The 25,402-nt window shown below is 73.0% G+C and carries 21 protein-coding genes; 7 read left to right on the top strand and 14 right to left on the bottom strand.

The features are described from left to right. Positions 1-97 precede the first annotated feature (97 nt). Together VE614_RS26135 and VE614_RS26130 are read right to left on the bottom strand one after the other, a co-directional pair. Positions 98-1,540 (bottom strand): Gfo/Idh/MocA family protein, encoded by a 1,443-nt coding sequence (locus VE614_RS26135; RefSeq protein ID WP_324941945.1) that lies wholly within the window; start codon positions 1,538-1,540, stop codon positions 98-100. A gap of 233 nt (positions 1,541-1,773) precedes the next feature. Continuing rightward, positions 1,774-5,148, bottom strand: a complete 3,375-nt coding sequence (locus tag VE614_RS26130; protein WP_324941942.1) for a pyruvate carboxylase — start codon at positions 5,146-5,148, stop codon at positions 1,774-1,776. 156 nt (positions 5,149-5,304) lie between these two features. On the opposite strand from VE614_RS26130, the gene VE614_RS26125 reads away from it, so the two are divergent. Then, positions 5,305-6,036, top strand: a complete 732-nt coding sequence (locus VE614_RS26125) for a hypothetical protein (protein WP_324941939.1) — start codon at positions 5,305-5,307, stop codon at positions 6,034-6,036. Positions 6,037-6,169: 133 nt separating this feature from the next. Here VE614_RS26125 and VE614_RS26120 read toward each other — a convergent pair whose 3' ends face one another. From VE614_RS26120 to VE614_RS26105, 4 genes are all read right to left on the bottom strand, one after another. Continuing rightward, on the bottom strand, positions 6,170-7,231 hold the full coding sequence (locus VE614_RS26120; protein WP_324941936.1) for a PP2C family protein-serine/threonine phosphatase: 1,062 nt from the start codon (positions 7,229-7,231) through the stop codon (positions 6,170-6,172). A gap of 126 nt (positions 7,232-7,357) precedes the next feature. Continuing rightward, entirely contained in the window at positions 7,358-8,155 is a 798-nt protein-coding gene (locus tag VE614_RS26115) for a VOC family protein (RefSeq protein ID WP_324941933.1), read from the bottom strand. 364 nt (positions 8,156-8,519) lie between these two features. Continuing rightward, on the bottom strand, positions 8,520-10,127 hold the full coding sequence (locus tag VE614_RS26110; RefSeq protein WP_324941930.1) for an MFS transporter: 1,608 nt from the start codon (positions 10,125-10,127) through the stop codon (positions 8,520-8,522). Positions 10,128-10,396: 269 nt separating this feature from the next. Beyond that, positions 10,397-11,044, bottom strand: coding sequence for a helix-turn-helix domain-containing protein (locus VE614_RS26105; protein ID WP_324941928.1), 648 nt, complete (start codon positions 11,042-11,044; stop codon positions 10,397-10,399). 424 nt (positions 11,045-11,468) lie between these two features. Between VE614_RS26105 and VE614_RS26100 the strand changes: the two genes are divergently transcribed. From VE614_RS26100 to VE614_RS26080, 5 genes are all read left to right on the top strand, one after another. Beyond that, positions 11,469-11,744 (top strand): hypothetical protein, encoded by a 276-nt coding sequence (locus VE614_RS26100; RefSeq protein ID WP_324941925.1) that lies wholly within the window; start codon positions 11,469-11,471, stop codon positions 11,742-11,744. Positions 11,745-12,038: 294 nt separating this feature from the next. Further along, positions 12,039-12,341, top strand: a complete 303-nt coding sequence (locus VE614_RS26095; RefSeq protein ID WP_324941922.1) for a hypothetical protein — start codon at positions 12,039-12,041, stop codon at positions 12,339-12,341. Positions 12,342-12,451: 110 nt separating this feature from the next. Continuing rightward, entirely contained in the window at positions 12,452-13,138 is a 687-nt protein-coding gene (locus VE614_RS26090; protein ID WP_324941919.1) for a helix-turn-helix transcriptional regulator, read from the top strand. After that, the gene (locus VE614_RS26085) at positions 13,135-14,115 is read left to right on the top strand and encodes a threo-3-hydroxy-L-aspartate ammonia-lyase (protein WP_324941916.1); all 981 of its coding nucleotides are present in this window, start codon (positions 13,135-13,137) and stop codon (positions 14,113-14,115) included. Before VE614_RS26090 ends, VE614_RS26085 begins: the two co-directional genes overlap by 4 nt. 198 nt (positions 14,116-14,313) lie before the next feature. Continuing rightward, positions 14,314-14,679: a cupin domain-containing protein gene (locus VE614_RS26080; RefSeq protein WP_324941913.1), complete on the top strand. Its 366-nt coding sequence runs from the start codon at positions 14,314-14,316 to the stop codon at positions 14,677-14,679. Positions 14,680-14,711: 32 nt separating this feature from the next. On the opposite strand, the gene VE614_RS26075 is transcribed toward VE614_RS26080, so the two are convergent. Further along, positions 14,712-16,085, bottom strand: coding sequence for a vWA domain-containing protein (locus tag VE614_RS26075; RefSeq protein WP_324941910.1), 1,374 nt, complete (start codon positions 16,083-16,085; stop codon positions 14,712-14,714). Continuing rightward, the gene (locus tag VE614_RS26070; protein WP_324941907.1) at positions 16,082-16,939 is read right to left on the bottom strand and encodes a MoxR family ATPase; all 858 of its coding nucleotides are present in this window, start codon (positions 16,937-16,939) and stop codon (positions 16,082-16,084) included. The genes VE614_RS26075 and VE614_RS26070 overlap by 4 nt, the downstream gene beginning before the upstream one ends. A 92-nt stretch (positions 16,940-17,031) precedes the next feature. On the opposite strand from VE614_RS26070, the gene VE614_RS26065 reads away from it, so the two are divergent. Next, positions 17,032-17,349, top strand: coding sequence for a hypothetical protein (locus tag VE614_RS26065; RefSeq protein WP_324941904.1), 318 nt, complete (start codon positions 17,032-17,034; stop codon positions 17,347-17,349). 48 nt (positions 17,350-17,397) lie between these two features. Here the strand turns inward: VE614_RS26065 and VE614_RS26060 are convergent, their stop codons facing one another. The 6 genes from VE614_RS26060 to rhaI form a co-directional block, all read right to left on the bottom strand. Then, positions 17,398-18,045: a lactate utilization protein C gene (locus VE614_RS26060; RefSeq protein ID WP_324941901.1), complete on the bottom strand. Its 648-nt coding sequence runs from the start codon at positions 18,043-18,045 to the stop codon at positions 17,398-17,400. Then, positions 18,042-19,520, bottom strand: a complete 1,479-nt coding sequence (locus VE614_RS26055) for a LutB/LldF family L-lactate oxidation iron-sulfur protein (RefSeq protein ID WP_324941898.1) — start codon at positions 19,518-19,520, stop codon at positions 18,042-18,044. The genes VE614_RS26060 and VE614_RS26055 overlap by 4 nt, the downstream gene beginning before the upstream one ends. Then, positions 19,517-20,272, bottom strand: a complete 756-nt coding sequence (locus VE614_RS26050) for a (Fe-S)-binding protein (RefSeq protein ID WP_324941895.1) — start codon at positions 20,270-20,272, stop codon at positions 19,517-19,519. Before VE614_RS26050 ends, VE614_RS26055 begins: the two co-directional genes overlap by 4 nt. Positions 20,273-20,373: 101 nt before the next feature. Beyond that, a complete protein-coding gene (locus VE614_RS26045) occupies positions 20,374-21,825 on the bottom strand; it encodes a rhamnulokinase family protein (RefSeq protein ID WP_324942028.1) in 1,452 nt (483 codons plus the stop codon). 8 nt (positions 21,826-21,833) lie between these two features. After that, positions 21,834-23,873 (bottom strand): bifunctional aldolase/short-chain dehydrogenase, encoded by a 2,040-nt coding sequence (locus tag VE614_RS26040; protein ID WP_324941892.1) that lies wholly within the window; start codon positions 23,871-23,873, stop codon positions 21,834-21,836. Between the two features lie 137 nt (positions 23,874-24,010). After that, the gene (rhaI, locus tag VE614_RS26035) at positions 24,011-25,171 is read right to left on the bottom strand and encodes an L-rhamnose isomerase (RefSeq protein ID WP_324941889.1); all 1,161 of its coding nucleotides are present in this window, start codon (positions 25,169-25,171) and stop codon (positions 24,011-24,013) included. Positions 25,172-25,402 lie beyond the last annotated feature (231 nt).

Below are 25,402 nucleotides of genomic sequence, written 5' to 3'. Positions count from 1 at the left end.
GTGCCTCCCTCTCCTCGGATGTCCCGGCGGTCACCGCGCCCCAGGACGGTGACCGCCGAGCAGCATGCGTCACGGCGACCGGCCGGACAAGTGGCCCTCAGGAGACGGGAGGCATCTCACCGGGGCGCGAGTCCAGGCCCGCGCGGTGGTTGACCCACGAGCCGCGGGTGAAGTCGGGTACCCGCACCGGACGGCCGCCCGCCGCCAGGGACCGGACACTCAGCGGGACGGGGGAGCACCAGATCGCGGCGTCGTAGACGTCCATGTCGGGGACGAGCCCGGCGCGCATCTGCTGGACGGTGCGCCACTGGAGGACGTAGTCCATCCCGCCGTGCCCGCCGTTGCCGGCGGCGTCGTCGCCGATCTTCCGCCACAGCCAGTGGTCGAACTCCTTGCGGTAGGCGTCGAACGCCCGCCAGGCGTGTCCGCTGTGGTCGGGCTCGATGTACACCCGCCCGCCGCCCGCCGACGTCACGCCCGCGTAGTCCTCGAAGATGCCGCGACTGCCGGCCAGCGAGTTGATGCGGCTGTAGGGGCGCGGCGAGCTGACGTCGTGCTCGGCGCGGATCACCCGGCCCTGCGCGGTGTCGATCAGGCAGGTGACGAGGTCACCGTTGATGTACGTCTCCTTCCAGCTCGGATGGGACTTCGGCACGAACCGCTCGCGGTAGTCGGCGAGGCCCTTCGGCTCGGTGGCGGTGGCCCGCAGGACGGTCATCCGGTCGCCGCGGTTGATGTCCATGGCCGCCGCGATCGGGCCGAGCCCGTGCATGGCGTAGAACGACGCGGTGCTGCGGGTGTGCCACAGCCGCCGCCAGGAGTCGGTGTAGTAGGTGTCCGAGAACAGCAGGGCCCGCAGATCGTGCAGATAGCCGCCGTGGCCGTTGGTGATCTCGCCGAACAGGCCGTCGTGGGCCATCCTCAGCATCGCCAGCTCGTTGCGGCCGTAGTTGCAGTTCTCGGAGAGGATCAGGTGGCGGCGGGTGCGTTCGCTGGTGTCGACCAGGTCCCACAGCTCGTCCAGCTCGGTGGCGACGGGCAGTTCGACGAGGGCGTGCTTGCCCGCCAGCAGCGCCGCGCGGCCCTGCTCGTAGTGGAACTCCCACGGGGTGGCGATGTAGACGAGGTCGATGTCCTCCCGGCGCAGCATGCGCTGGTACGCGTCGGCCGAGCCGCCGTACTCGGCCGGCCGGGGCCGGCCCTCGGCGACCAGGAGATCGGCGGTCCGTCCGGCGCGTTCGGCGCGGATGTCGCACACGGCGGTCACGGTGCAGCCCGGGACGGCGGCCCATCCCGAGGCCATGCCGTGGCCGCGGTTGCCGAGGCCGATCAGGCCGACGCGGACCGTGCGGTGCACCGCGAACGGCACGTTGACCATGGACTTCTGACCCCGGCTCCGGGGCGGGGCGCTCTCGCCGGTCGGGCCGGTCGGGGACGACGGGGCGGCGGAGGCAGTGCCCGTGCCGAGTCCGGCGGCGACACCGGTGGCGAGTGCTCCTCCCATGAGGGTGCGGCGTGAGACAGCAGGAATTTCAGGCATGGCGCGGATCGGTCCTCTCCTGCGGGGCCGGCTGCTCTTGCTGCCGCATGACTTTGGCCACGCCACCGCTCCATGTCAATAGGTGCTTGAAAAGAAGCAGTTCCGAGCAGAAATAAGCACGCGGCGGGTTCTTGTGCCGCAAGGAAGGGAGACAGGACGGCCCTGCCCGCCGTCGGACGGACGACGGCGGGCAGGGCGGCGGAGCGTGCGGCCTCCGGAGGCTTTTCGGGGACTCAGCCGATCTCGACGAGCAGATCCCCGCCCTCCACCTGCTGGACGCGGTTGATGGCGAGCCTGCTCACCCGGCCGGAGCGCGGGGCGGTGATGGCGGCCTCCATCTTCATCGCCTCGATGGTGGCCACGGTCGCCCCGGCCGCCACCTGGTCACCCTCGGCGACCGCCAGCGTCACCACGCCCGCGAACGGGGCGGCGACATGGCCCGGGTTTGAGCGGTCGGCCTTCTCGGTCACGGGCACGTCGGACGCCGCCGCGGCGTCGCGGACCTGGATCGGCCGCAACTGGCCGTTCAGGCTCGACATCACGGTGCGCATACCGCGCTCGTCGGGCTCGCCGACGGCCTGGAGCTCGATGAGCAGCCGCACCCCGGGCTCCAGGTCCACGGCGTACTCCTTGGCCGGGCGCAGGCCGTAGAAGAAGTCCTTGCTGTCCAGCACGCTGGTGTCGCCGTACGCCTGCCGGTGCGCCTCGAAGTCACGCGTCGGGCCGGGGAACAGCAGCCGGTTCAGGGTCGCGCGCCGGGACTTCTCCAGCCCCGCGCGGTCCTCGGCCGTCAGCTCCCGCACCGGCTTGGCCTCGCCGCGCCCCTGGAGCGCCTTGGTGCGGAACGGCTCCGGCCAGCCGCCGGGCGGGGTGCCCAGCTCTCCGCGCAGGAACCCGATGACGGAGTCCGGGATGTCGAACCGGTCCGGCGTCGCCTCGAAGTCCCGCGGCGTCACCCCGGCGCCCACCAGGTGCAGGGCCAGATCGCCGACCACCTTGGAGGACGGGGTGACCTTCACCAGGCGGCCGAGGATGCGGTCGGCGGCGGCGTACATCGCCTCGATCTCCTCGAACCGGTCGCCGAGGCCGAGCGCGACCGCCTGGGTGCGCAGGTTGGAGAGCTGGCCGCCGGGGATCTCGTGGTGGTAGACGCGCCCCGTGGGGGAGGCGAGTCCGGACTCGAAGGGGGCGTACACCTTCCGGACGCCCTCCCAGTACGGCTCCAGGTCGCCGACCGCCTGGAGGTCCAGACCGGTCGGCCGGTCGGAGTGGTCGGTGGCGGCCACGATCGCCGACAGTGACGGCTGCGAGGTGGTGCCCGCCATCGACGCCACCGCCCCGTCGACGGCGTCCACGCCCGCCTGCGCCGCCGCGAGATAGGTGGCGAGCTGGCCGCCCGCGGTGTCGTGGGTGTGCAGATGGACCGGCAGGTCGAACTCGCGGCGCAGCGCGGACACCAGCGTCGCGGCGGCGGGCGCGCGCAGCAGCCCGGCCATGTCCTTCACGGCCAGCACATGGGCGCCGGCCTCGACGATCTGCTCGGCCAGCCGCAGATAGTAGTCGAGGGTGTAGAGCCGCTCCGACGGGTCGGACAGATCGGCGGTGTAGCAGAGCGCGACCTCGGCGACCGCCGTGCCGGTCCCCCGCACGGCCTCGATGGCGGGCCGCATCTGGGAGATGTCGTTCAGCGCGTCGAAGATGCGGAAGATGTCGATACCCGTGGCCGCGGCCTCCTGCACGAACGCGTCGGTCACCTCGGTGGGGTACGGCGTGTAGCCGACCGTGTTCCGCCCGCGCAGCAGCATCTGCAGACAGATGTTGGGCACCGCCTCGCGCAGCGCGGCCAGCCGCTCCCACGGGTCCTCGGCGAGGAAGCGCAGCGCCACGTCGTACGTCGCACCGCCCCAGCACTCCAGGGAGAGCAGCCCGGGCAGGGTGTGCGCCACATGCGGGGCGACGGCCAGCAGGTCCCTGGTGCGCACCCGGGTGGCCAGCAGCGACTGGTGGGCGTCGCGGAAGGTGGTGTCGGTGACGGCGAGACCGGGCGCCTCCCGCAGCGCGCGGGCGAAGCCCTCCGGGCCGAGTCCGGCCAGCCGCTGCCGGGAGCCCGCGGGCGGCTGCCCGGCGGGCAGCGGGGGCAGCTTGGTGACGGGGTCGAGCAGCTCCGGCCGTTCGCCGTGCGGCTTGTTGACGGTGACGTCGGCGAGATACGTCAGCAGCTTGGTGCCGCGGTCGGCGGAGTGCCGGGCGGTGAGCAGATGCGGCCGCTCCTCGATGAACGAGGTGGTCACCCGGCCCGCCTGGAAGTCCGGGTCGTCCAGCACGGCCTGGAGGAACGGGATGTTCGTCGCGACGCCGCGGATCCGGAACTCGGCCACCGCGCGCCGGGCCCGGCCGATCGCGGCCGGGAAGTCCCGGCCCCGGCAGGTGAGCTTCACCAGCATCGAGTCGAAGTGCGCGCTGATCTCCGTACCGGCGTGCGTGGTGCCGCCGTCCAGCCGGATGCCGGAACCGCCGGGGGAGCGGTAGGCGCTGATCCGGCCGGTGTCCGGGCGGAAGCCGTTGGCCGGGTCCTCGGTGGTGATACGGCACTGCAGGGCGGCACCGCGCAGGGTCAGCGTCTCCTGGGACAGCCCGAGGTCCGCCAGCGTCTCGCCGGAGGCGATGCGCAGCTGCGCCTGCACCAGGTCGACGTCGGTCACCTCCTCGGTGACGGTGTGCTCGACCTGGATGCGCGGGTTCATCTCGATGAAGACGTGGTTGCCGTCCCGGTCGAGCAGGAACTCCACCGTGCCCGCGTTGCGGTAGCCGATCTCCCGGGCGAACCGCACCGCGTCGGCGCAGATCCGCTCCCGCAGCCCCGGATCGAGGTTCGGCGCCGGCGCCAGCTCGATCACCTTCTGGTGGCGGCGCTGCACCGAGCAGTCCCGCTCGAACAGGTGCATGACGTTGCCCTCGCCGTCGGCGAGGATCTGCACCTCGATGTGGCGCGGATCGACGACCGCCTTCTCCAGGAACACGGTGGGGTCGCCGAACGCGGACGCCGCCTCCCGGGACGCCGCCTCGATGGACTCGCGCAGCGTCGCGGCGTCCTGCACGCGCCGCATCCCGCGCCCGCCGCCGCCCGCGACCGCCTTCACGAACACCGGGAACCCGACCTCCTCGGCGGCCCGGACGAGTTCGTCGACGTCCGTGGAGGGCGCCGACGAGCCGAGCACCGGCACCCCGGCCGCGCGGGCGGCGGCCACCGCGCGGGCCTTGTTCCCGGTCAGCTCCAGCGTGTCGGCGTCCGGACCGACGAAGGTGATGCCCGCCTCGGCGCAGGCGCGCGCCAGTTCCGGGTTCTCGGACAGGAAGCCGTAGCCCGGGTACACGGCGTCCGCGCCCGCCCGCCGGGCGGCCCGCACGATCTCCTCCACCGACAGATAGGCGCGCACCGGATGCCCCGGTTCCCCGATCTGGTACGCCTCGTCGGCCTTGAGCCGGTGCAGCGAGTTGCGGTCCTCGTGCGGGAAGACGGCGACCGTGCGCGCGCCCAGTTCATAGCCGGCGCGGAACGCGCGAATCGCGATCTCGCCTCGGTTGGCGACCAGCACCTTGCGGAACATCCTGGATCCCTTCGCCCTGCCGGTGAGAGGACCATGGTGTCGGCGCCCGGCCGGTACTGCCATGTGAACCGGGCCACTTGACCGGTTCATGGACGGCACCGGTGCGGAGACCGCCCGGACGGCGGGACACCGGTCCGATCAGGCAGACTGTGCGGAATGGACGACTATCGCCCGGTCCACCGGGACCCCGCACCGGACCGGTACGGACGGCTGCACATACGGACGGGAGACCTCGGTCCCGCCCGCTGGCTCGTCGAGCGGCTCCGGCGGGACGGCAGCCTCGGCATCGTCGCCGGAGTCTGCGCGCCCGGCTTCGCCGCCTACGCCCGGATCCTGCACCCCGCCACGCTCGACGAACAACCGGTGCGCTGGGCGACGGTGGCCGCCGCCCACGGACGGCCCGAGGTGACGGGGACGACCCGCTGGCACGAGCTGACCGGCGTCGGCCTCGACCACCGGACCGCCTCGGACCTGGGCCTGCCCGGCGTCTGGGACGAGCACCCGGCCGAGGGACCCACCCCGCCCGATGTCGCCCGCGCCCTGATCCCCGTCCTGGCCCGGCACACCCTGACCCCCGAGCGCTGCTGGTTCGGCCTGTGGAGCGGCTACGGCCGCCGGGACTTCGACCACCTCCCCACCTTCCCGACCCCCGGCCGCGACGAGATCCTCCTCGCCGGACCGCTCGCCGACGCCGTCTCGCCCGCCCTGCCGGGCGAGTCCGACGAACTGCCCGACCTGTGGTGGCCCGAGGACCGCGCCTGGTGCGTGGGCGGGGACGTCGACCTGATGAGCACCTACGTCGGCGGCTCCCCGGAGCTCATCGCCGACCTGCTGGCCGCGCCCGGCCTGGAGGCACACCCGGTGGGCCCCGGCGACCTGCTGGACTGAATCCGGTGGCGGGGGACGTGCCGGGCGCCGGTTGCGGGCCCTTGGGCTGCTCCGGACCTCACCGGCCGGTACGGCGCGGCGCTGCCGCGCGCCGTCGAGCCTGGGGACGGCCGGCGGCCGGCGTACCGTCGAGTCACCGGACCCGGTCCTCGCGCTGGATCGCCACCATGGCGGCGTCGTCGCCGAGCCGGCCCGTGAGCGTGTGGGCGAGGAGGTCCTCGCTGAGGCGGCGCAGCAGGCGCTGCGGCCCGCTCGGTGTGAGCGCGGCCAGGCGCTGGGCCAGCGGGTAGAAGACGCCGACGCCGTCACGGGCCTCGATGACGCCGTCGGTGTACAGCAGGAGGGTGTCACCGGGCCGGAAGGGGAAGGTCTGCGCCGCGAAGGCGGAGCCCGCGAACTGGGTCAGCCCCAGGGGCGGCGCCGGATCGCGCACCTCGAGCGAGCTGACCCGGCCCTCGCGCAGCAGCAGGGGCGGCGGATGGCCGCAGTTGATCAGGTGCAGGACCGGCGAGGTGTCGGGGACGTCGAGGACGGCCGCGGTGATGAAGGCCTCTTTGGGCGCTCCGGTCAGGGACGCGATCGCTCCGGGGTCGTCCAGGTCGGAGGAGATGGTCCCCTCCAGGTAGGCGACCAGGGAGGGGAGGTCGGCCTGCCGGTGCGCGGCGGCGCGGAAGGCGCCGAGCAGGAGGGCGGCGTCCCCGACCGCCGCCAGCCCCTTGCCGCGTACGTCCCCCACGATGAAACGGGTGCCGTGCGCGGTGCGCACCGCCGCGAACAGGTCACCGCCGATCTGCGCCTCCGCCTCGGCCGCCAGGTAGACCGAGGCGATGCGCAGGGGGCCGACCCGGCGGGGGAGTGGTCTGAGGACGACCTGCTGCACGGCCTCGGCCACGGCGCGCAGTTGCGTCAGCTGCTTCTCGTGCCGCTCCCGGAGGTAGGCGAAGAAGGTGACGCACACCGAGATCAGGATCAGCGCGGTGACCTGAAGACTGTGGTTGAGGTCGGTGAGACTGGTCCGCACGACCGCGACGACGGACTGGGCCAGCACGGCGAGCGCGCCGACACAGGCGGTCGTGCGCGGGCCCGCGAAGGACGCGGTGACGGCGGGCGCGGCGGCCAGGAACGGACCGAGATGCACCTCGGCGGGGGCGAGGATGTCGCCCACCGTGACGACCGCGATGAGCCCGAGGGGCATCGCCAGCAGAGCGTGATGCGGCTCCCCTGGTCCGCGACGACCGCCGCTGAGTGGTCGAGGGCCCATGAAACCTGCATACACCCGTGGGCTGCCGGGCACCTCCGCAGGGCCGTGCGGGCCTGCCGATCAGCTCTCGACCGGTGTGAGGACGACGAAGTCCGCGTTCGCCGGGTCCAGGCAGACCGCCAGCCGGCCGACGCCCTCCGCGTCCTCCGGACCCATCTGCACACTGCCGCCGTTCCCCGTGACCGCGGCGACCGCGGCGTCGCAGTCCTCGACATGGAAGACCGGGTGCCAGTACGGCCGTCCGTTCGCCAGGGCCAGGCTGTCGCGGGACAGCTCCATGACACCGCCGTGCATACGCTCCTCGGGCTGCCCGGCGGGCGTGATCAGCGAGTAGGTGCCTCCGCCGCCCGGCAGCTCCATGTCGCTGAACCGCCAGCCGAGGATCCCGCCGTAGAACTCCTTCGCCGCGGCGGCGTCGCTCGTGTACAGCTCGGTCCACGACAGCGAGCCCGGCTGGTCCACCAGCTCCACGCCCTTGCTGGTGCCCGGCTGCCAGACGGCGAACTGGCCGCCCAGCGGGTCGCTGTACTGCGCCATGCGGCCCCATTCGTCGAGGTCTCTCGGCTCCACCCGCACGGTGCCGCCCGCGTCGCGCACCGCCCGCGTGGTGGCGTCCGCGTCGGTGACGGAGAAGTAGATCATCCAGGCCGAGCGGGCGCCCTCCTCGGTGAGCTTGCCCAGCCCGGCCACGGTCTTGCCGTCCTTGCGGAACATGCCGCCTTCCATCTCCCCGCCCTCGCCCATGGACTCGTAGTCCCATCCGAGCACGGACCCGTAGAAGGCCGCGGCGGTCCGGACGTCCGGGGCGCCGAGGTCGAGCCAGCAGGGGGAGCCGGGAGCGAAATCCGTGGTGATCATGCCGATGACACCTTTCCGTGGATCCTGTGTGAACCCAGCGTGACACCGTGCACTGACAATCGCCCGCCCAGACGGTACTCACCGCCGCTGCACCCGGGCGGCGGGACCGTTCCCGGTTCGGGCGAACGGGCGGTACGGCGGTGACGGCGCTCATGGCGGTGGGCCGTGGCGGGCGGCGGCGCACTGGAACCCACCGGACCGACCGGGATGCACGGACGCCCCAGGCCCCGGCGGAACGACGCGGTACGACAGCGCCCCCGGTGTCACGCGGACACCGGGGGCTCGGCAGAGTGGCCGTGACGGCTGGAACCCATCCGGCCGGCCGTGACAGCGTCGTGCCGGTCCGGGTGGGCCGGTGCCTGGCTCAGCCGGCCTTGGCGTGCTCCTTGCGCGGCTCGGCCGCCGCCTCCTCGTGCCGCTTGCCGGTGGCCCGGCGGCCGGGCAGCACCAGCAGGACGATCAGCGCGCCGGCCGCCATGATGACGCCGCCGACGAGGCTGGTGTGCGCGACACCGTGGGCGAAGGACTCGTGCACGGCGTCCACCAGGGCCTGGGCCTGCTGCGGGCCACCGCTCGGGGCCCCGGCGATCCGCTCGGCGACCGCGAGTCCCCCGCCCACCGACTCCTTGGCGGCGTCCAGGGCGGCCTGCGGGAGCCGGCCGCCGGCCAGGTCGGTCAGCTCGTCCTGGTAGGCGGTGCTGAGCAGCGAGCCCAGGACGGCGATGCCGAGGGACCCGCCCAGCTCCAGCGAGGTGTCGTTGGCGCCGCCGCCCACGCCCAGCTCCGACTCGGGGAAGGAGCCCATGATCGTGTCGGTCGCGGGGGACACGCTGAGCCCGATCGCGAAGCCGAGCAGCAGCAGCGACGGCACGAAGTCGGCGTAGCCCGAGCCCTTGTCGATCTGCGTGAGCAGGAACACGGCCACGGTCCCGATGACCATGCCGGGCACGATCGTGGCCTTCACCCCGAGCTTCGGCGTCAGCTTGCCGGTGACCGCGGCGCCCGCGAACACGGCACCGGCCAGCGGGAGCAGTCGCACACCGGTCTCCAAGGCGTCGTAGCCGAGGACGAACTGCAGGAACTGGGTGGCGTAGTAGATCGAGCCGAACGCGCCGAAGAAGAAGAACAGCACCGCGATCATCGAGCCGCCGAACGGCCGCAGCGCGAACTTGCGGACGTCCAGCATGGGCTGAGGGTGCCTCAGCTCCCACAGTGCGAAGGCGGCGAAGCCGGCGCCGGCGACCACGGCCGCCGTGATCGGGCCGGTGCCCCAGCCGAAGTGCGGGCCCTCGATGATCGCGTAGACCAGGGAACCGATGGAGACGATCGACAGCAGACCGCCGATGTAGTCGATCCGGCCCATGCCCTCCGCCCGGGACGGCGGCACCAGGACGAAGGCGCCGACGACGGCGGCGATGGCGACGGGCACGTTGATCAGGAAGGTCGAGCCCCAGGCGTGGTCCTCCAGCAGCCAGCCGGCCAGCAGCGGGCCGACAGCGATGGCGAGGCCGGAGGTGGCCGTCCAGGCCGTGATGGCCCGCGCCCGCTCCCGCTTCGGGAAGGTCGCGACCAGCAGGGACAGCGTGGCCGGCATGACCACGGCGGCGCCGACGCCCATGATGGCGCGGGCGGTGATGACCAGGCCGGTCTCGTCGACCAGGCTGCCCATCACCGAGCCGCCCGCGAAGACCAGCAGACCCAGGACCAGGGCGCCGCGGCGGCTGTACTTGTCGCCGATCGCGCCAAGCACCAGCATCAGCGCGGCGTAGGGCACGGTGTACCCGTCGATCACCCATTGCAGATCGCTGCTGGAGAGCCGCAGGTCCTCGGTCATGGCCGGGGCGGCGACGATCAGGGACGTGTTGGCCATGACCACGATGAGCAGGCTCAGACACAGTACGAGCAGCGCCCACCAGCGCCGTCGGTACGGCTCCGACATCCTCTCGACCGGTGTGTGCGCGATGAGCGGCATCGGGCGCTCCTAGGGGGTGAGACAACGGCTTTCGGAGCGGCGGGAGCGGCTCGGGTGGGGGCTCCTGGCACCGCGGGCAGTTAATTGCCCATCAATGTGCAGATTAGTTTGTTGCACAGAGGTGTGCAACTTGTACCTGCTCATCGATGTGCAAAAAGCGGGTGCCCTGTCGATGGCTCACGACACCCGTGACCTCGCGCCCGGGTACTGAACGGCCCGGCCGGACTCGGTGGGCCGGACTCGGCCCGGCCGGACTCGACAGGGCGGGCTCACGCCTCCGCGGCGGGCGTCCGTACCTCCGCGGCGACCGCCCCGGCGATCCCGCCCGCCCGTTCCCGCGGCACCCCCGCCGCGATCAGGGTGGCCACGGCGGTCCCCGTGCCGTCGTCCTCCCAGGCGCCCGCGTTGACGCTCTCCAGCAGGGAGAGGATCAGCGCCTCGAGGCCCGCGTTGAGCACGGCGGGCGGCAGCTGCGCGTGGAAGACGCCCTCGCCCTGCCCCCGCTCCAGGATCGCCGCGGCCTCGGCGCGGGCCGGGGACAGTACCTCGGACACCCGCTCCGGGCCGAGGTCCTGGCGGGCGAGTGCCAGCAGCAGCCGGTAGCGGTCGCCCACGGGCCAGATCGCGAGGACGAGCCGGGCGAGCGCGTGCTCGGGCGGCTCCGTCACGTCCGGCCGGGTCGCCACCGCCTCCCGCAGGGCGGCGGAGGCCTCCTCGGCCAGCGCCTCCACCAGGGCGGCGCGGCCCGGGAAATGCCCGAACAGGGTACGGCGCACCACGCCGGCGGCCCGCGCGATCTCCTCCAGCGTCACCTCGGGGTTGCGGCCCAGCTCCTGCCGGGCGGCGGACAGGATGCGGGCCCGGTTGGACCGCGCGTTGCGCCGCACGGGCTCGCGGGCCACGGGCTTGGAGACCACGGCACAACCTCACGGACTCGGCTGGGACGACGGGACGGCAGGCCATCTTCCCACGCGGCCTGCCTCCCGCGGCCCAGCCGGTGGCCGGTGCGCCGCCTCGCCGACCAGGCGGCCCGGCTCCCGCGTTCGATCGCCGTCCGGGCCGCCGGGGCCCGGGCCACGGTCCGACGGCTCCCGTCGACGGTCGGGGCGGGGGCGGCGGGGCGGCCTCGGCGGTGGTGCCCGCGGGCTGCTCGAAGCGGCCGCCGCTGACGTCCCGGGTGCGAGCGGTCCTCGGCGTCGGCCGGGCGCGCGCTGCTCACAGCGGGTCCGGGGGCGCCGGCCAGGGGTCCGGTGGCCGACGGTGTCCGCCGACGGCGGTGTCAGGGGCGTGTGGTGGGATGTCCGAACCGAGATGTGCTGATCGAACAGGGGGACCGTTCCGATGACCGAGTATCCGTCGCTCACTCGCGCGCTGGCCGAGGCGCTGGTCGACGTCTTGTGGTTCGTGGAGGGCTGCGAGGACGAGCAGATGGACCCGGACGACGCCGTCAAGGTCCTGGAGGGCGCCGCTCACCTCATGGGCGGGCTCTCCGCCGAGCAGCGTGGCGAACTGCTCGACCTGCTCGGAGAGATGGTGGCGGAGGAGAAGGATCCGGACCGGCGGGGATTCATCGAGGACTTCCCGGAGGACTTCGGACTCGTCGACGATCCGGCCTGATCCGGCGCCGCGCCGGGGCCGCGCTCGGAGGCGCGCCGGGTCCGCCCACCGCGACCCCGGCCGTGACCTGGGTCGGCGGCTGTGGCCAGGACCGCGGCCCTGACCTGGGTCGCGGCCCTGACCAGGACCGCGACCACCGCGGCCGCGACCTGCCGCCCGTCGTACGCCAAGACGACAGCCCGACTTATGAGTTGTTGCGGCATTCGGGGGATCGTCGGGCCGCAGCGCAACCGTGACGGCGGGTGTGGCGACCTCAAGGGGCAGACAGACACCCCCGAGTGAGGGAGAACCGCGGTGCACACCCACAGCGACACGCTCGCCCCGGCCATGGACGTCTGGCCCGTCTGCGACCCGTACGGCTCGGCCGGGCACGACCACCTCGACGGTGACTACCTGCTGCCGCCCCCGAACCCGGCCACCCGCCTGGACACTCCGCTCAGCCCCGCCGACCGGCGCCGTCTGGACCTGCACGCCGCCCTCACGATCCGCGGCATCGCCCCACGCCCCGGCGACCAGTTCGCCGTGAACGCCATCAGCTCCCTCGGCGACGCCGTGACCTCCGCGGTCCTCCGCTGGATCACGAGCTGCGCCGACTGACCCGCTCCCGAGCCGGGCGGGCCATCCGAGGGAATTCCTTGCGCCGTCGCCCCGCTCTCTGTTTAGACTGGGAGTCCAGAAGTTGGATGAACAGTCCAAGGGGAGGGTGTGTGGCCGGGCAGGACCTGGATGCCGAGCGGGACGCGATCATCGGGGCGCTCGGGCCGGTCGTCGACGGGCTCGTGGCGACCTTCGGGCCGCTGTGCGAAGTGGTCCTCCACGACTACCGGCGGCCGGAGAAGTCGGTGGTCGCCGTGGCCGGTTCGGTGACCGGGCGGGCGGTGGGCGGGGCGATGAGCGAGATCGGCATGCGGGTCCTCGCCCGCGGCGACGAAGCCGCCGACGAGCTGAACTACCTCACCCGCACCCGCTCCGGCGACCTGGTCAAGTCGTCCACGATGGTGCTGCGGGACTCCACGGGCGCCGTTTTCGGCGCCCTGTGCGTCAATCTCGACGTCACCGCCGTCCACCGGGCCCACGCCCTGCTGGGCGGGCTCGCCGGCCTCGGCGCGGATCCCGCGCACACGCCGGTCACCACCTTCGGCAACGACATCGACTCCGTCGTGGACGTCATCCTCGACACCCACCGGCTGCTGCAGCACCACAACTGGGCCGGCCTCGACCGTGAGCGCCGACTGGAACTGTTCCGCAGCCTCGACGAGCACGGCGTCTTCGCGGTGCGCCGCGCGGTCGAGCAGGTCGCCGCCCGCCTCGGCATCTCCCGCGCCTCCGCCTACAGCTACCTCTCCCAGGCCAGAGCCACGGCCGACCCGACGTCCCAGGGAGGACACTCGTGACGATCGCCCCCGACCCGGTCACGCTCGACGACGTCCGCGCGGCCGCCGCGCGGCTCAAGGGCGTCGCCCACCGCACTCCGGTGCTCCGCTCCCGCACCCTGGACGCCCTGGTCGGCGCGGAGACCCTGCTGAAGTGCGAGAACTTCCAGCGGATCGGCGCGTTCAAGTTCCGCGGCGCCTACAACGCGATCTCCCGGCTGACGCCGGAACAACTGGCCCGGGGCGTCGCGGCGTACTCGTCCGGGAACCACGCGCAGGCCGTCGCCCTCGCCGCCCGCGAACTGGGCACCACCGCGGTGATCGTCATGCCCGAGGACGCGCCCGCCTCCAAGCGGGAGGCGACCGCGGGGTACGGCGCCGAGATCGTCTCCTACGACCGCTACACCGGCGACCGTGTCGCCATCGCCGAGGCCCTGGCCGCCGAGCGCGGGCTCACCGTCATCCCGCCCTACGAGCATCCGCACATCATCGCCGGGCAGGGCACCGCGGCTCTGGAACTGCTGGAGGAGGCGGGGGAGCTGGACGCCCTCGTCACCCCCGTCGGCGGCGGCGGCCTGATAGCGGGCAGCGCGACCGCGGCCAAGGGCCTGCGGGCCGGAATCCGGATCATCGGCGTCGAACCGGAGGCCGGGGACGACACCAAGCGGTCCCTGGAGGCGGGCCGGCGGGTCAGCGTCCCGGTGCCGCGCACCATCGCCGACGGCCAGGCCCTGCACACGCCGGGCGAGCTGACCTTCTCCGTCAACCGAAGGCTGGTCGACGAGATCGTCCTGGTGAGCGACGACGAGATCAGGGCGGCGATGCGGTTCGCCTTCGAGCGGCTGAAGATCGTGGTGGAGCCCAGCGGTGCCACCCCGCTCGCCGCGCTGCTCTCCGGCCGCGTCACGGACCTTCCGCGCCGTGTCGGCGTGATCGTCTCCGGCGGCAACATCGACACGGAGCGGTTCGCACGGCTGTGCGGGGGCGGCGCGGACTGACGGCTCGTTCCCGCGCGCGGCCCCCGCCCCTCGGACGACGGCTCTCCGCGTGACGGCCCCCGCCCCCGAATGGCGGCCCCCAACCCCCCGGCGGACGATGGAGACGAGGGGTCCGGCCACCGCCGGTGCCGCCTGCGCCGCAGGGGAGACGGAGACCGGCCCAGGCCGCCGCGGACGCGGCCGGAAGGGAGGAGCGTCATGCTGGAGATGAAGACGCTCGACAGGCCGGACGAGCGACGGGACTTCCCGCACGGACACCTGGAGGCCGTGCACCTGGCGGGGTGCGACTTCGCGGTGGCGACGTTCGAGCCGGGCTGGCGCTGGTCCCAGGACGTGGGGCCGATCGCGGGCACCGACAGCTGTCAGATGAACCACAACGGCTATGTCGTCCAGGGCCATCTGCACATCCGCATGGACGACGGCACGGAGGCCGAGGTCGGCCCGGGCGAGGTCTTCGTCTGCTCGCCCGGCCACGACGCCTGGGTGGTGGGCGACGAAGCGTGCGTCGCCTACGACTTCGAGGGTCAGATGGCCAAGGAGTACGCCAAGGACAAGGAGGGCTGACCGGGCGGTCCCCCGCGGACCCGTCGGTCTCCTCACACCGGCAGCAGCCGGCTGATCAGGGTTCCGAGCTGGTGAGCGGTGCGGCACTCGTGCATCGCCACCAGCTCGGCGTACTCGGGCGCCGCCGAGTCCCCGGTGCCCCACTGGGCGCGCGGCTCCGGGTTGAGCCAGTACACCCGGCGGGCCCGTCCGGCGATCCACCGCAGTGCCGCGAGGTTCGGATCGGCCATGTTCGTCCGCGCGTCCCCCAGCACGAACACCGTCGTCCGCGGGCCCACCGCGTCGCCGTACCGCTCCGCGAACTCGCCCAGCGCGACCCCGTAGTCACTGCTGCCGTGCCAGCCGGTCAGGGTCGCCTCGGCGCGGATCCGCGCACCCAGCCCGCCGGGGTCGGCCGCGCCGTGCTCCAGCAGCCCCGTCACCTCGTCGAGCCGGTTGACGAAGGCGAACACCCGCACCTTGGAGAACTGGTCGTGCAGCGCCTGCACCAGCAGCATGGTGAAGTCCGAGAACCCGGACACCGAGCCCGACACATCGCACAGCAGCACCAGTTCGGGCCGGGCCGGACGACGCCGGCGCAGCACGGGCCGGATCGGCACGCCGCCGGTCGACAGCGACCCGCGCAGCGTCCGCCGCAGATCGATGCCGCCCCGGGCGGCCCGCCGGCGCCGGGCGGCGAGCCGGGTGGCCAGCTTGCGGGCGAGCGGCCGTACCGTACGGCGCAGTTCGGCGAGCCGGTCCTGCCCGGCGTACAGGAAGTCGATCCGGTCGGCGGTCGGCGCCACCGCCCGCCGGGCGATCCCGTCGCGCCCGCGCCGCTCGGCGACCCGGCGCCGCGCCTCCGCCGCGACCTGCCCGCGGAAGGCCTCGATGCGCCGCCGGATCTCGTCGTCCAGCAGCCGGCCGGTGAACCCGGAGCCGCCGTCGCCCGCCCGCACCATGTCGCGGACCCGGGCGAGCAGGGTCTGGGGGCGCAGCCGGTCGAGGGTCTGGTACGCCGACCAGCCGTCCGAGCCCGGTGAACTCCCGTATCCGCCGAAGCCGTCGACCGCCTCCGCCGCCAGCCGCTCCAGCAGCGCGACATCGCCCGCGGCGAGCGCCGCCGCGATCCGGTCGCGCAGCTCCTCCCGGTCGGCCGGGCCGTCCGCGCCGCCCGTCCCCGGGCCGCCGACGGCGCGCGGGAAGTACAGGTCGAAGACCGGGTCGAACACCCGCCGCTGGTCCGCGGTGTGCAGCAGGGTGGCGGCCAGCCCTTCCCGCAGCAGCTCCCGGTCGGCGAACCCCAGGGCCACCACCGCCCGTGCCGCGTCCACCGTCTCACCGGTGCCGATCCGCACCCCGTGCCCGCGCAGCGCGGCCACCAAGCCGGTCAGCCGGGCCGCGGCATCGGAGGCCGCCGCCGTCACACCGCGTCCAGGTCGAGCTTGGCGGCCGCCTTGAGGACGTCGTCCTGGTGCTTGAGCACCACGCCGAGGGTGTCGCGTACGACGGTCTCGTCGAGGGTGCGCGCGCCGAGTGCGAGCAGGGTGCGGGCCCAGTCGATGGTCTCGGCGACCGAGGGCACCTTCCGCAGGTCCATCGCCCGCAGGGCCCCCACCACCCGTACGACGGACTCCGCGAGCGCCGCGTCGATCCCCGGCACCTTCAGCCGGACGATCCGCCGCTCCAGATCCTCCTCGGGGAAGCCGATGTGCAGGAAGAGACAGCGGCGGCGCAGCGCCTCGGACAGCTCCCGGGAGGCGTTGGAGGTGAGGACGACGAACGGGCGGCGGGTCGCGGTGATCGTGCCCAGCTCGGGGACGGTGACCTGGAAGTCGCTCAGCACCTCCAGCAGCAGGCCCTCCACCTCGACGTCCGCCTTGTCGGTCTCGTCGATCAGGAGCACCTTCGGGTCGTCGCCGCGGATCGCGGTGAGCAGCGGGCGCGGCAGCAGGAACTCCTCGGCGAAGATGTCCGTGCGCGTCTCGTCCCAGGTCTCGTCCCGTCCGGCGCTGATCCGCAGCAGCTGCTTGGCGTGGTTCCACTCGTACAGCGCCCGCGACTCGTCGACGCCCTCGTAGCACTGCAACCGCACCAGCCGTGCCCCCGCGACCTGCGCCACCGCCTTGGCCAGCTCGGTCTTGCCGACCCCGGCGGGCCCCTCGACGAGCAGCGGCTTGCCCAGGCGGTCGGCGAGGAAGACGGTGGTGGCGACCGCCGGCGAAGCCAGATAGCCGGTCTCGGCGAGGCGGGCGGAGACGTCGTCGACGGAAGTGAACACCAGGGCCTCCAGGGTCGGCGTCGGAATCCGGCCACCTATCTAAGCGCTTGTTCACCGTGGTGTCACGGCCCTCCACATGACATGATCATGGAATGCCCGAACGACACGACGGTGACCGGCTCGCCCGCCTGTACGCGGAGCATCGCGACGCCCCCTACCCGGCGGGCTTCCGGGGCGTGGACATCGCAGGCGTGGAGCTGATCCTCCTCGACGCGGACGTCACCGTCCTCGCCCGGCGGGAACTCGACGGCGGGCTCGACGAGGAGGGCGTCGCCATGCTCTGGTGGTGCGCCGCGGGTCTCGACAAGGTCCTGCCCCTGATCGACGACGCGTACTGCGCGTCCTACTTCACGAGGCTGCGGACGATGGCCGGGGAGGTCGCGGCGCGCCATCCGCACAGCGCCGGCTGAACCAGCCGGCCCGGGACCGGTGCGGGAGCCGCCGTCGCGGCGGGCCGCCTATGGCCCGGTCACCAGCACCACCTCCAGAGTGCGCGGCCCGTGCACCCCCTCCACCCGGTCCAGTTCGATGTCGCTGGTCGCCGACGGGCCGGAGATCCACGTCAACGGGCGCGCGGGGTCGAGGCGGTCCAGGGCCCGCGGGACGGAGGACACCACCTGGTCCGGGACCCGCACCACACAGATGTGGTGGTCCGGTACGAGCGTGATCCGGCGGCGCCCCTGGTCGGGGCCGCCGTCCAGCACGATCGTGCCGGTCTCGGCGATCGCCACCGCGCACGCCGTGACCACGCTGTCGACCCGGTCCAGCTCGTGCGCGGTGGACTCGGCCCGGTCGGGGACCCGCTCGGCCTCCGCCGCCGCGAGCCAGCCCGGATCCAGGCCGGGCGGCACGAGCACGGTCCGCGCGCCGCGCCCGGACAGCAACCCGGCGATCAGCGAGGGCAGTTCGTCCGCCGTGCACCGGTGCACGAGCGCCCGGTAGTCCGCCAGGTTCTCGGCGAGCAGGCCCACCGTCTCGTCGACGGAGCGCCCGCCGTGCTCGCGCAGATAGTCACGGACGACCGCCCGCTCGTACGGTGCGTCGTCGCCCGGCACATCGGCCAGCGCGCGCCGCACCCGGCCCAGGATCCGGTCCCTGCCGCTCACTTCCCACCGGCCTTTCCCGCGTGCGTGCGCTGCCACCAGTCCCGGAACGGCTCCGCCGGGACCGGGGGCAGCTCCCGGGTCCCGCTCCACGCCCGGCCGGGCCCCGGCAGGGTGCGTGGGTGGAAGCGCCGGGTGCGCGACGCCAGCCGCTGGCCGGTGCGCAGCGCCACCGGACGGCTGAACGCCCACCGTGCCGCCCGCATCGCCGCCCGCTCGGCCGCGTGACCCTTCGCGGGCCGCAGCACCACCTTGTTGCCCGCGCGGGTCACCGGACCGCCCTGGACGACACGCTCCCGCAGATGCACCAGCACCTCGGGAATGTCGATGGCGACCGGGCACACGTCGTAGCAGGCACCGCACAGCGACGACGCGTACGGCAGCGAGGCGTCGATCTCGCTTCCCGTGCCGCGCAGTTGAGGGCTGAGGATGGCGCCGATCGGACCCGGGTAGACCGAGCCGTAGGCGTGCCCGCCCGCCCGCTCGTACACCGGGCACACGTTGAGGCAGGCCGAGCAGCGGATGCAGCGCAGGGCCTGGCGGCCGACCTCGTCGGCGAGGGTGTCGGTGCGGCCGTTGTCGAGCAGGACCAGGTGGAAGGTGCTCGGCCCGTCCTCGTCCGTGGTGCCGGTCCACATCGACGTGTACGGGTTCATCCGCTCGGCCGTCGAGGAGCGGGGGAGGGTCTGCAGGAAGACCTCCAGGTCCCGCCAGGCCGGCACGATCTTCTCGATGCCGACCACCGAGATCAGTGTCTCCGGCAGGGTCAGGCACATCCGCCCGTTGCCCTCGGACTCCACGACGACCAGCGTGCCGGTCTCGGCGACCATGAAGTTGGCGCCGGAGATGCCGACCTTGGCGCGCAGGAACTTCTCCCGCAGGTGCAGGCGCGCCGCCTCGGCGAGTTCGGCGGGGGTGTCGGTCAGGCCCTCGGGAGCCGGGCGGCCCCACTCGCTCATCTCGTCGCGGAAGATGTCGCGGATCTCACCGCGGTTGCGGTGGATGGCGGGCACGAGGATGTGCGAGGGGCGGTCCTTGCCCAACTGCACGATCAGCTCGGCGAGATCGGTCTCGTAGGCGCGGACGCCCTCCGCCTCCAGAGCTTCGTTGAGCCCGATCTCCTGGGTGGCCATGGACTTGACCTTGACGACCTCCGACTCCCCGGTCGCCTTGACCAGTCCGGTGACGATCCGGTTGGCCTCCTCGGCGTCCGCCGCCCAGTGGACGACCCCGCCGGCCGCGGTGACCGACTCCTCCAACTGCTCCAGGTATCGGTCGAGATGGCGCAGCGTGTGGTCCTTGATCCGCTTCCCGGCCTCGCGCAGCTCGGCCCAGTCCTCGACCTCGGCGACCGCCTTGGCCCGCTTGGCGCGGATCGTGTGGGTGGCGTGGCGCAGATTGCCGCGCAGGACCGGATTGCGCACCGCCTCGCGTGCCGCCGCCGGGAAGGCCGGCATGCCGACGAAGGTTCCGCTCATGCCAGGGGCTCCTCTTCCGTGCTCGCCAGGATCTCCGCGATGTGCACCGGGCGCATGCCCGACCGCAGCCGGCCCATGGTGCCGCCGATGTGCATCAGACAGGAGTTGTCGGCCGCGCACAGCACCTGGGCGCCGGTCGACTCCGCGTTGCGGACCTTGTCGGCGCCCATCGCCGCGGAGACGTCGGCGTTCTTCAGAGCGAACGTGCCGCCGAAGCCGCAGCACTCCTCCGCGCCGGGCAGTTCCACCAGCTCCAGCCCCTTCACCGCCTCCAGCAGCCGTCGCGGCCGGTCGCCGAGGCCCAGTCCGCGCAGCCCGTGGCAGGTCGGGTGGTAGGTCACCGTGTGGGGGTAGTAGGCGCCGACGTCCGTCACCCCCAGCACGTCCACCAGGAACTCCGTCAGCTCGTACGTCTTCGGCACCACCGGCGCGAGCCTCGCGGCCAGCGAGTCGCCGCGGCCCTCCGCCCGGGCCCGCTCGCCCATCCGCGGATACAGCTCCCGCACCATCGCCCCGCACGACCCGGACGGCGTCACGATCGCCTCGTACTCCCCGAAGACCTCGGAGAAGTGCCGTGCCAGCGGCTCCGCCTCGTGCCGGTAGCCCGTGTTGTAGTGGGCCTGCCCGCAGCAGGTCTGCGCCATCGGGAAGTCGACCTCCACGCCCAGCCTGGTCAGCAGCCTCACCACGGCACGCCCGGTGTCCGGATAGAGCGTGTCGTTGACACAGGTCAGGAACAGGGCGACACGCATCGCGGCTCCTCGGGGTCGATCATCGGATGAGGGCAGGGTAGTGCGGGGGTGACGGGGAGGGCAGGAGGTCCGGCCCGCCGACGGGCCGGACCTCAGGGCGGTCAGCGGGCGGCGAGCCGCTCCTGGGCCGCCCGCCAGCGGGCGGTGTCGCCGCGCGGCTCGTAGCGGGTCAGCGGCTGGGTGCGGGTGAGCAGCCGGCGCATGTCGGCGCGGTCGCCGACCAGCTCGTGGGCGCGCGCCTGCACCAGCACGTTGCCGAGGGCCGCCGCCTCGGTCGGGCCCGCCACCACCGGCAGCCCGCACGCGTCGGCGGTCAGCTGGCACAGCAGCGCGTTGCGCACCCCGCCGCCGACCACGTGGACGACGTCGGCGCCGTGCCCGGCGAGCCGTTGCGCGTCCTCGACCGCCCGCCGGTGGGCGAGCGCGAGGGAGTCGAGGATGCACCGGGTGATCTCGGCGTGCGTCTCGGGCACCGGCTGTCCCGACGCCCGGCACGCCTCGGCGATCCGCTCCGGCATCCGACCCGGCGCCAGGAACGCCGCGTCCCCCGCGTCGACGACGGACCGCAGGGCCGGTACCACGGCCGCCGCCCGCAGCAGCTCGCCCAGGTCCGGCTCGCCCCAGGCCCGCACGCACTCCTGGAGCAGCCACAGCCCCATGATGTTGCGCAGGTAGCGGACCGTGCCGTCCAGGCCCAGCTCGTTGGTGAAGTTGGCGGCGCGGCTCTCCTCGGTCAGCACCGGCGCGGTCAGCTCCAGACCCGCCAGCGACCAGGTGCCGGTGCAGATGTACGCGAACCGCTCACCGGTCGCCGGTACGGCCGCCACCGCCGACGCGGTGTCGTGCGAGCCGACCGCGGTGACCGGAACCGGCCCGGTGAGCCCCGTCTCCTCCAGCACCTCGGCGCGCAGCACGCCCGCCGGGTCCCCGGGCCGGCGCAGCGGCGCGAACAGGCTCAGGTCGATGCCGAGCCGCGCCGCCACGTCGTACGACCAGTCCCCGGTGCGGGGGTCGACGAGCTGGGTCGTGGAGGCGTTGGTCAGCTCGGTGCCCTGCTCGCCGGTGAGCCAGTACGTCATCAGGTCCGGGATCAGCAACAGCCGCTTGGCGTGCGCGAACTGCGCGCCGGAGCGGGCCGCGCTGAGCTGGTACAGGGTGTTGAACGGCGCGTACTGCAACCCGGTCGCCGCGTACAGCTCCGCGGCGGGCACGGTCGCCCACACCGACTCCGCGACGCCCTCGGTGCGGGTGTCCCGGTAGTGCACCGGGTTGCCGAGCAGCGCCCCGTCCGCGTCCAGCAGGCCGTAGTCCACGGCCCAGCTGTCGATGCCGGCGGAGTCCAGCCGGCCACCGGCGGCGGCACCCGCCGCCCGCAGCCCGTCGAGGATCCCCGAGTACAGCGCCAGCACGTCCCAGCGCAGACCCTCGGGCAGCCGCACGGGCCGGTTGGGGAAGCGGTGCGCCTCGGTCAGCTCCAGTTCGTGCCGGCCGACGCGGCCGACCATGACGCGTCCGCTGGACGCGCCGAGGTCGACCGCGGCGTACGACTTCACGAGCGCGCTCACCGCAGGAAGGCGGCGGCGACGCCCGCGTCGACCGGGATGTGCAGACCGGTGGTGTGGGTGAGGTCCCCGCCGGTCAGCGCGAACACGGCGTTGGCCACATGCTCCGGCAGCACCTCGCGCTTGAGCAGGGTGCGCCGGGCGTAGAACTCGCCCAGCTTCTCCTCCGGCACCCCGTACACGGCCGCCCGCTGGGCGCCCCAGCCGCCCGCGAAGATGCCCGAGCCGCGCACCACCCCGTCCGGGTTGACGCCGTTGACGCGGATGCCGTGCTCGCCCAGCTCGGCGGCGAGCAGCCGCACCTGGTGCGCCTGGTCGGCCTTGGTGGCGGAGTAGGCGATGTTGTTCGGGCCGGCGAACACGGCGTTCTTGCTGGCGATGTAGACGATGTCACCGCCCAGCCCCTGCGCGGTCATCACCCGGGCCGCCTCCCGCGAGACCAGGAAGGAGCCGCGGGCCATGATGTCGTGCTGGAGGTCCCAGTCCTTCGCGGAGGTCTCCAGCAGCGGCTTGGAGATGGAGATCCCGGCGTTGTTGACGACGAGATCCACCCCGCCGAAGGCGAGCACCGCCGTCCTGAACGCCTCGGCGATCTGCTCCTCTGAGGTCACGTCCACGGTCACCGCGACCGCCTTGTCCGGCCCGCCCAGCTCCTCCGCGACCGCCGCCGCGTTCTCCGTGTTCAGGTCCGCGACGACGACACACGCGCCCTCGGCGGCCAGCCGGTGCGCGATCGCCCGGCCGATGCCGCTGCCCGCGCCGGTCACCAGCGCCACCCGGGTGGCCAGCGCCTTCGGCTTCGGCATCCGCCGGAGCTTGGCCTCCTCCAGCGCCCAGTACTCGATCCGGAACTTCTCCGACTCCTCGATCGGCGCGTACGCCGACACCGCCTCGGCGCCCCGCATCACGTTGATGGCGTTGACGTAGAACTCGCCCGCCACCCGCGCGGTCTGCTTGTCCTTGCCGAAGCTGAACATGCCGACGCCCGGGATCAGCACGATCGCCGGGTCGGCGCCGCGCATCGCGGGGGAGCCGGGCTCGGCGTGCCGCTCGTAGTAGGCGGCGTACTCCTCGCGGTAGGCCGCGTGCAGCTCCCTCAGCCGGGCGATCGCCTCGTCCAGCGGGGCCGTCGGCGGCAGGTCCAGGACCAGCGGCCGGACCTTGGTCCGCAGGAAGTGGTCGGGGCAGGAGGTGCCGAGCGCGGCGAGCCGCGGGTGCTCGGCCCGCGCGAGGAAGTCCAGCACCACGTCACCGTCGTCGAAGTGCCCGACCTGCGGCCGGTCCTGCGAGGCTACGGCCCGCACATACGGTGCCAGCGCCGCCGCCCGCTCCCGCCGCTCGGCCTCGCCCAGCGGCGCCCAGCCCTCGACCACGGGCCCGAACGGCTCGGCCTTCCCGCGCTCCGCCAGGAACTTCTCCGCGGTCCGGATGATGTGCAGCGAGTTGCGCTCGCACTCCTCGGCGGTGTCGCCCCACGCCGTGATGCCGTGCCCGCCCAGGATGCACCCGATGGCCTGCGGGTTCGCCTCCTTCACCGCGGCGATGTCCAGCCCGAGCCGGAACCCGGGCCGCCGCCACGGCACCCACACCACGCTGTCCCCGAAACACTCGGCGGTCAGCTTCTCCCCGTCGGCGGCGCAGGCGAGGGCGATCCCGGAGTCCGGGTGCAGATGATCCACGTGCGCGGCGTCGACGAGCCCGTGCATGGCGGTGTCGATGGAGGGCGCCGCCCCGCCCTTGCCGTGCAGGCAGTAGTCGAACGCGGTGACCATCTCGTCCTCGCGCTCCTCGCCCGGATAGACGTCGACGAGCGCCCGCAGCCGGTCCAGCCGCAGCACGGCGAGCCCTGCCTCGGTGAGCGTGCCGAGATCACCCCCGGACCCCTTCACCCACATCAGCTCCACGTCACCCCCGGTGACGGGATCGGTGTCGACGCCCTTCGCGGACGCGTTGCCGCCGGCGTAGTTGGTGTTCCGGGGATCGGATCCGAGCCGATGCGAGCGGGCGAGCAGTGCGGCGGCTTCGGGATGCGGTGCCATGAGCATTCAGTCCTTAGAAGAAGAGGTTCGACCTGGACGCCCGGATCGGGCGCGAAGCGCCCGCCCGGGGGCGCGGGGAACTGCGCGACCGGTCACGACCGGCCCGCAGCCCGACTACGACGGAACCCGGCAGACGCCTACGCCCCCCAGCCGGCCTGCTGCCCGCCCACCCGCTCGGCGGCGATCTTCTCGGCCCACCCGGACGCCCGGTACGCGGCGATCGGGTCCTCGGCGAGCCCCATCTCCGACCGCACCTCCCGCAGCAGCGGCCGCACATCCGTGTTGTACGCGTCCATCAGCACCGCGTTGGCGCCGAGCACATCACCGTCGGCCTGTGCGGTGGCGAGGGCATCGCGGTCCACGAGAAGCGCCTTCGCGGTCGCCTCCTGCACATTCATCACCGACCGGATGATCGCCGGGATCTTCGCCTCGAGGTTGTGGCACTGGTCGAGCATGAACGCCACGTCGGGAGTGAACCCGCCCCCGCGGACCACCTCGTACATGATCCGGAACAGCTGGAACGGATCCGCCGCCCCCACCATCAGGTCGTCGTCGGCGTAGAACCGCGAGTTGAAGTCGAACCCGCCGAGCTTCCCCTCGCGCAGCAGCGTCGCCACGATGAACTCGATGTTGGTACCCGGCGCGTGGTGCCCGGTGTCGACCACGACCTGCGCCTTCGGCCCCAGCTTCAGGCAGTGAGCGTAGGCCGTGCCCCAGTCCGGAACGTCCGTCGTGTAGAACGCGGGCTCGAAGAACTTGTACTCCAGCAGCATCCGCTGCCCCTCGCCGAGCCGCTCGTAGACCTCCGCGAGCGCCTCGGCGAGCCGGTCCTGCCGGGCCCGGATGTCGTCCTGCCCGGGGTAGTTCGTCCCGTCGGCGAACCACAGCTTCAGATCGGCGGAGCCTGTCGCGTCCATGATGTCGACGCACGCCAGCAGATGGTCGATCGCCTTGCGGCGCACCGCCGCGTCCGGGTGGCAGACGCTGCCCAGCTTGTAGTCGTCGTCCTGGAAGGTGTTGGAGTTGATCGCGCCCAGTCTCAGGCCGCGCTCCTCGGCGTGCTGGGCGAGCGCCGCGTAGTCGTCGACCTTGTCCCACGGGATGTGCAGGGCGACGGTCGGCGCGACTCCGGTGAACTCGTGCACCTTGGCCGCGTCGTCCAGCTTCTCGCGCGGATCGCGTGGCACGCCCGCCTGCGCGAACACCTTGAAGCGGGTCCCGGAGTTCCCGTACGCCCATGACGGCGTCTCGATGGCCTGGGTCTTCAGCGCGGCCTTCACCGCGGCGACATCGGTCACTGCTGGGCTCCTACCGATTCAATGAAACGATTCAGAACCGCAAGTTATGAGTCGCCCGAAGGGGTGTCAAGCACTCTGACCAACCCCGCTCTCCGTGACCTCGCGGTGACCTTCGATTATCGAAACCTTTTCGACACGGACCCATTGACGTGACATGGCTGGCCCGCCTAACGTCCCGGCAACCCAGTTGAAACCTTTCACGGCGCGCATCGCGTCGTCGAGGAGCCCCTC

Origin of the sequence: Streptomyces sp. (genome assembly GCF_035645055.1) — a bacterium.
GTDB lineage: Bacteria > Actinomycetota > Actinomycetes > Streptomycetales > Streptomycetaceae > Streptomyces.
The sequence above is the reverse complement of the archived record's forward strand: the minus strand, read 5'-3'. Positions and strand labels throughout refer to the sequence as shown.

Bases quoted from the DNA above. Each gene is read 5' to 3' on its own strand.
- VE614_RS26135 (WP_324941945.1), bottom strand. From the start codon at position 1,540: ATGCCTGAAATTCCTGCTGTCTCACGCCGCACCCTCATGGGAGGAGCA.
- VE614_RS26130 (WP_324941942.1), bottom strand. From the start codon at position 5,148: ATGTTCCGCAAGGTGCTGGTCGCCAACCGAGGCGAGATCGCGATTCGC.
- VE614_RS26125 (WP_324941939.1), top strand. From the start codon at position 5,305: ATGGACGACTATCGCCCGGTCCACCGGGACCCCGCACCGGACCGGTAC.
- VE614_RS26120 (WP_324941936.1), bottom strand. From the start codon at position 7,231: ATGCCCCTCGGGCTCATCGCGGTCGTCACGGTGGGCGACATCCTCGCC.
- VE614_RS26115 (WP_324941933.1), bottom strand. From the start codon at position 8,155: ATGATCACCACGGATTTCGCTCCCGGCTCCCCCTGCTGGCTCGACCTC.
- VE614_RS26110 (WP_324941930.1), bottom strand. From the start codon at position 10,127: ATGCCGCTCATCGCGCACACACCGGTCGAGAGGATGTCGGAGCCGTAC.
- VE614_RS26100 (WP_324941925.1), top strand. From the start codon at position 11,469: ATGACCGAGTATCCGTCGCTCACTCGCGCGCTGGCCGAGGCGCTGGTC.
- VE614_RS26080 (WP_324941913.1), top strand. From the start codon at position 14,314: ATGCTGGAGATGAAGACGCTCGACAGGCCGGACGAGCGACGGGACTTC.
- VE614_RS26065 (WP_324941904.1), top strand. From the start codon at position 17,032: ATGCCCGAACGACACGACGGTGACCGGCTCGCCCGCCTGTACGCGGAG.
- VE614_RS26055 (WP_324941898.1), bottom strand. From the start codon at position 19,520: ATGAGCGGAACCTTCGTCGGCATGCCGGCCTTCCCGGCGGCGGCACGC.
- VE614_RS26050 (WP_324941895.1), bottom strand. From the start codon at position 20,272: ATGCGTGTCGCCCTGTTCCTGACCTGTGTCAACGACACGCTCTATCCG.
- VE614_RS26040 (WP_324941892.1), bottom strand. From the start codon at position 23,873: ATGGCACCGCATCCCGAAGCCGCCGCACTGCTCGCCCGCTCGCATCGG.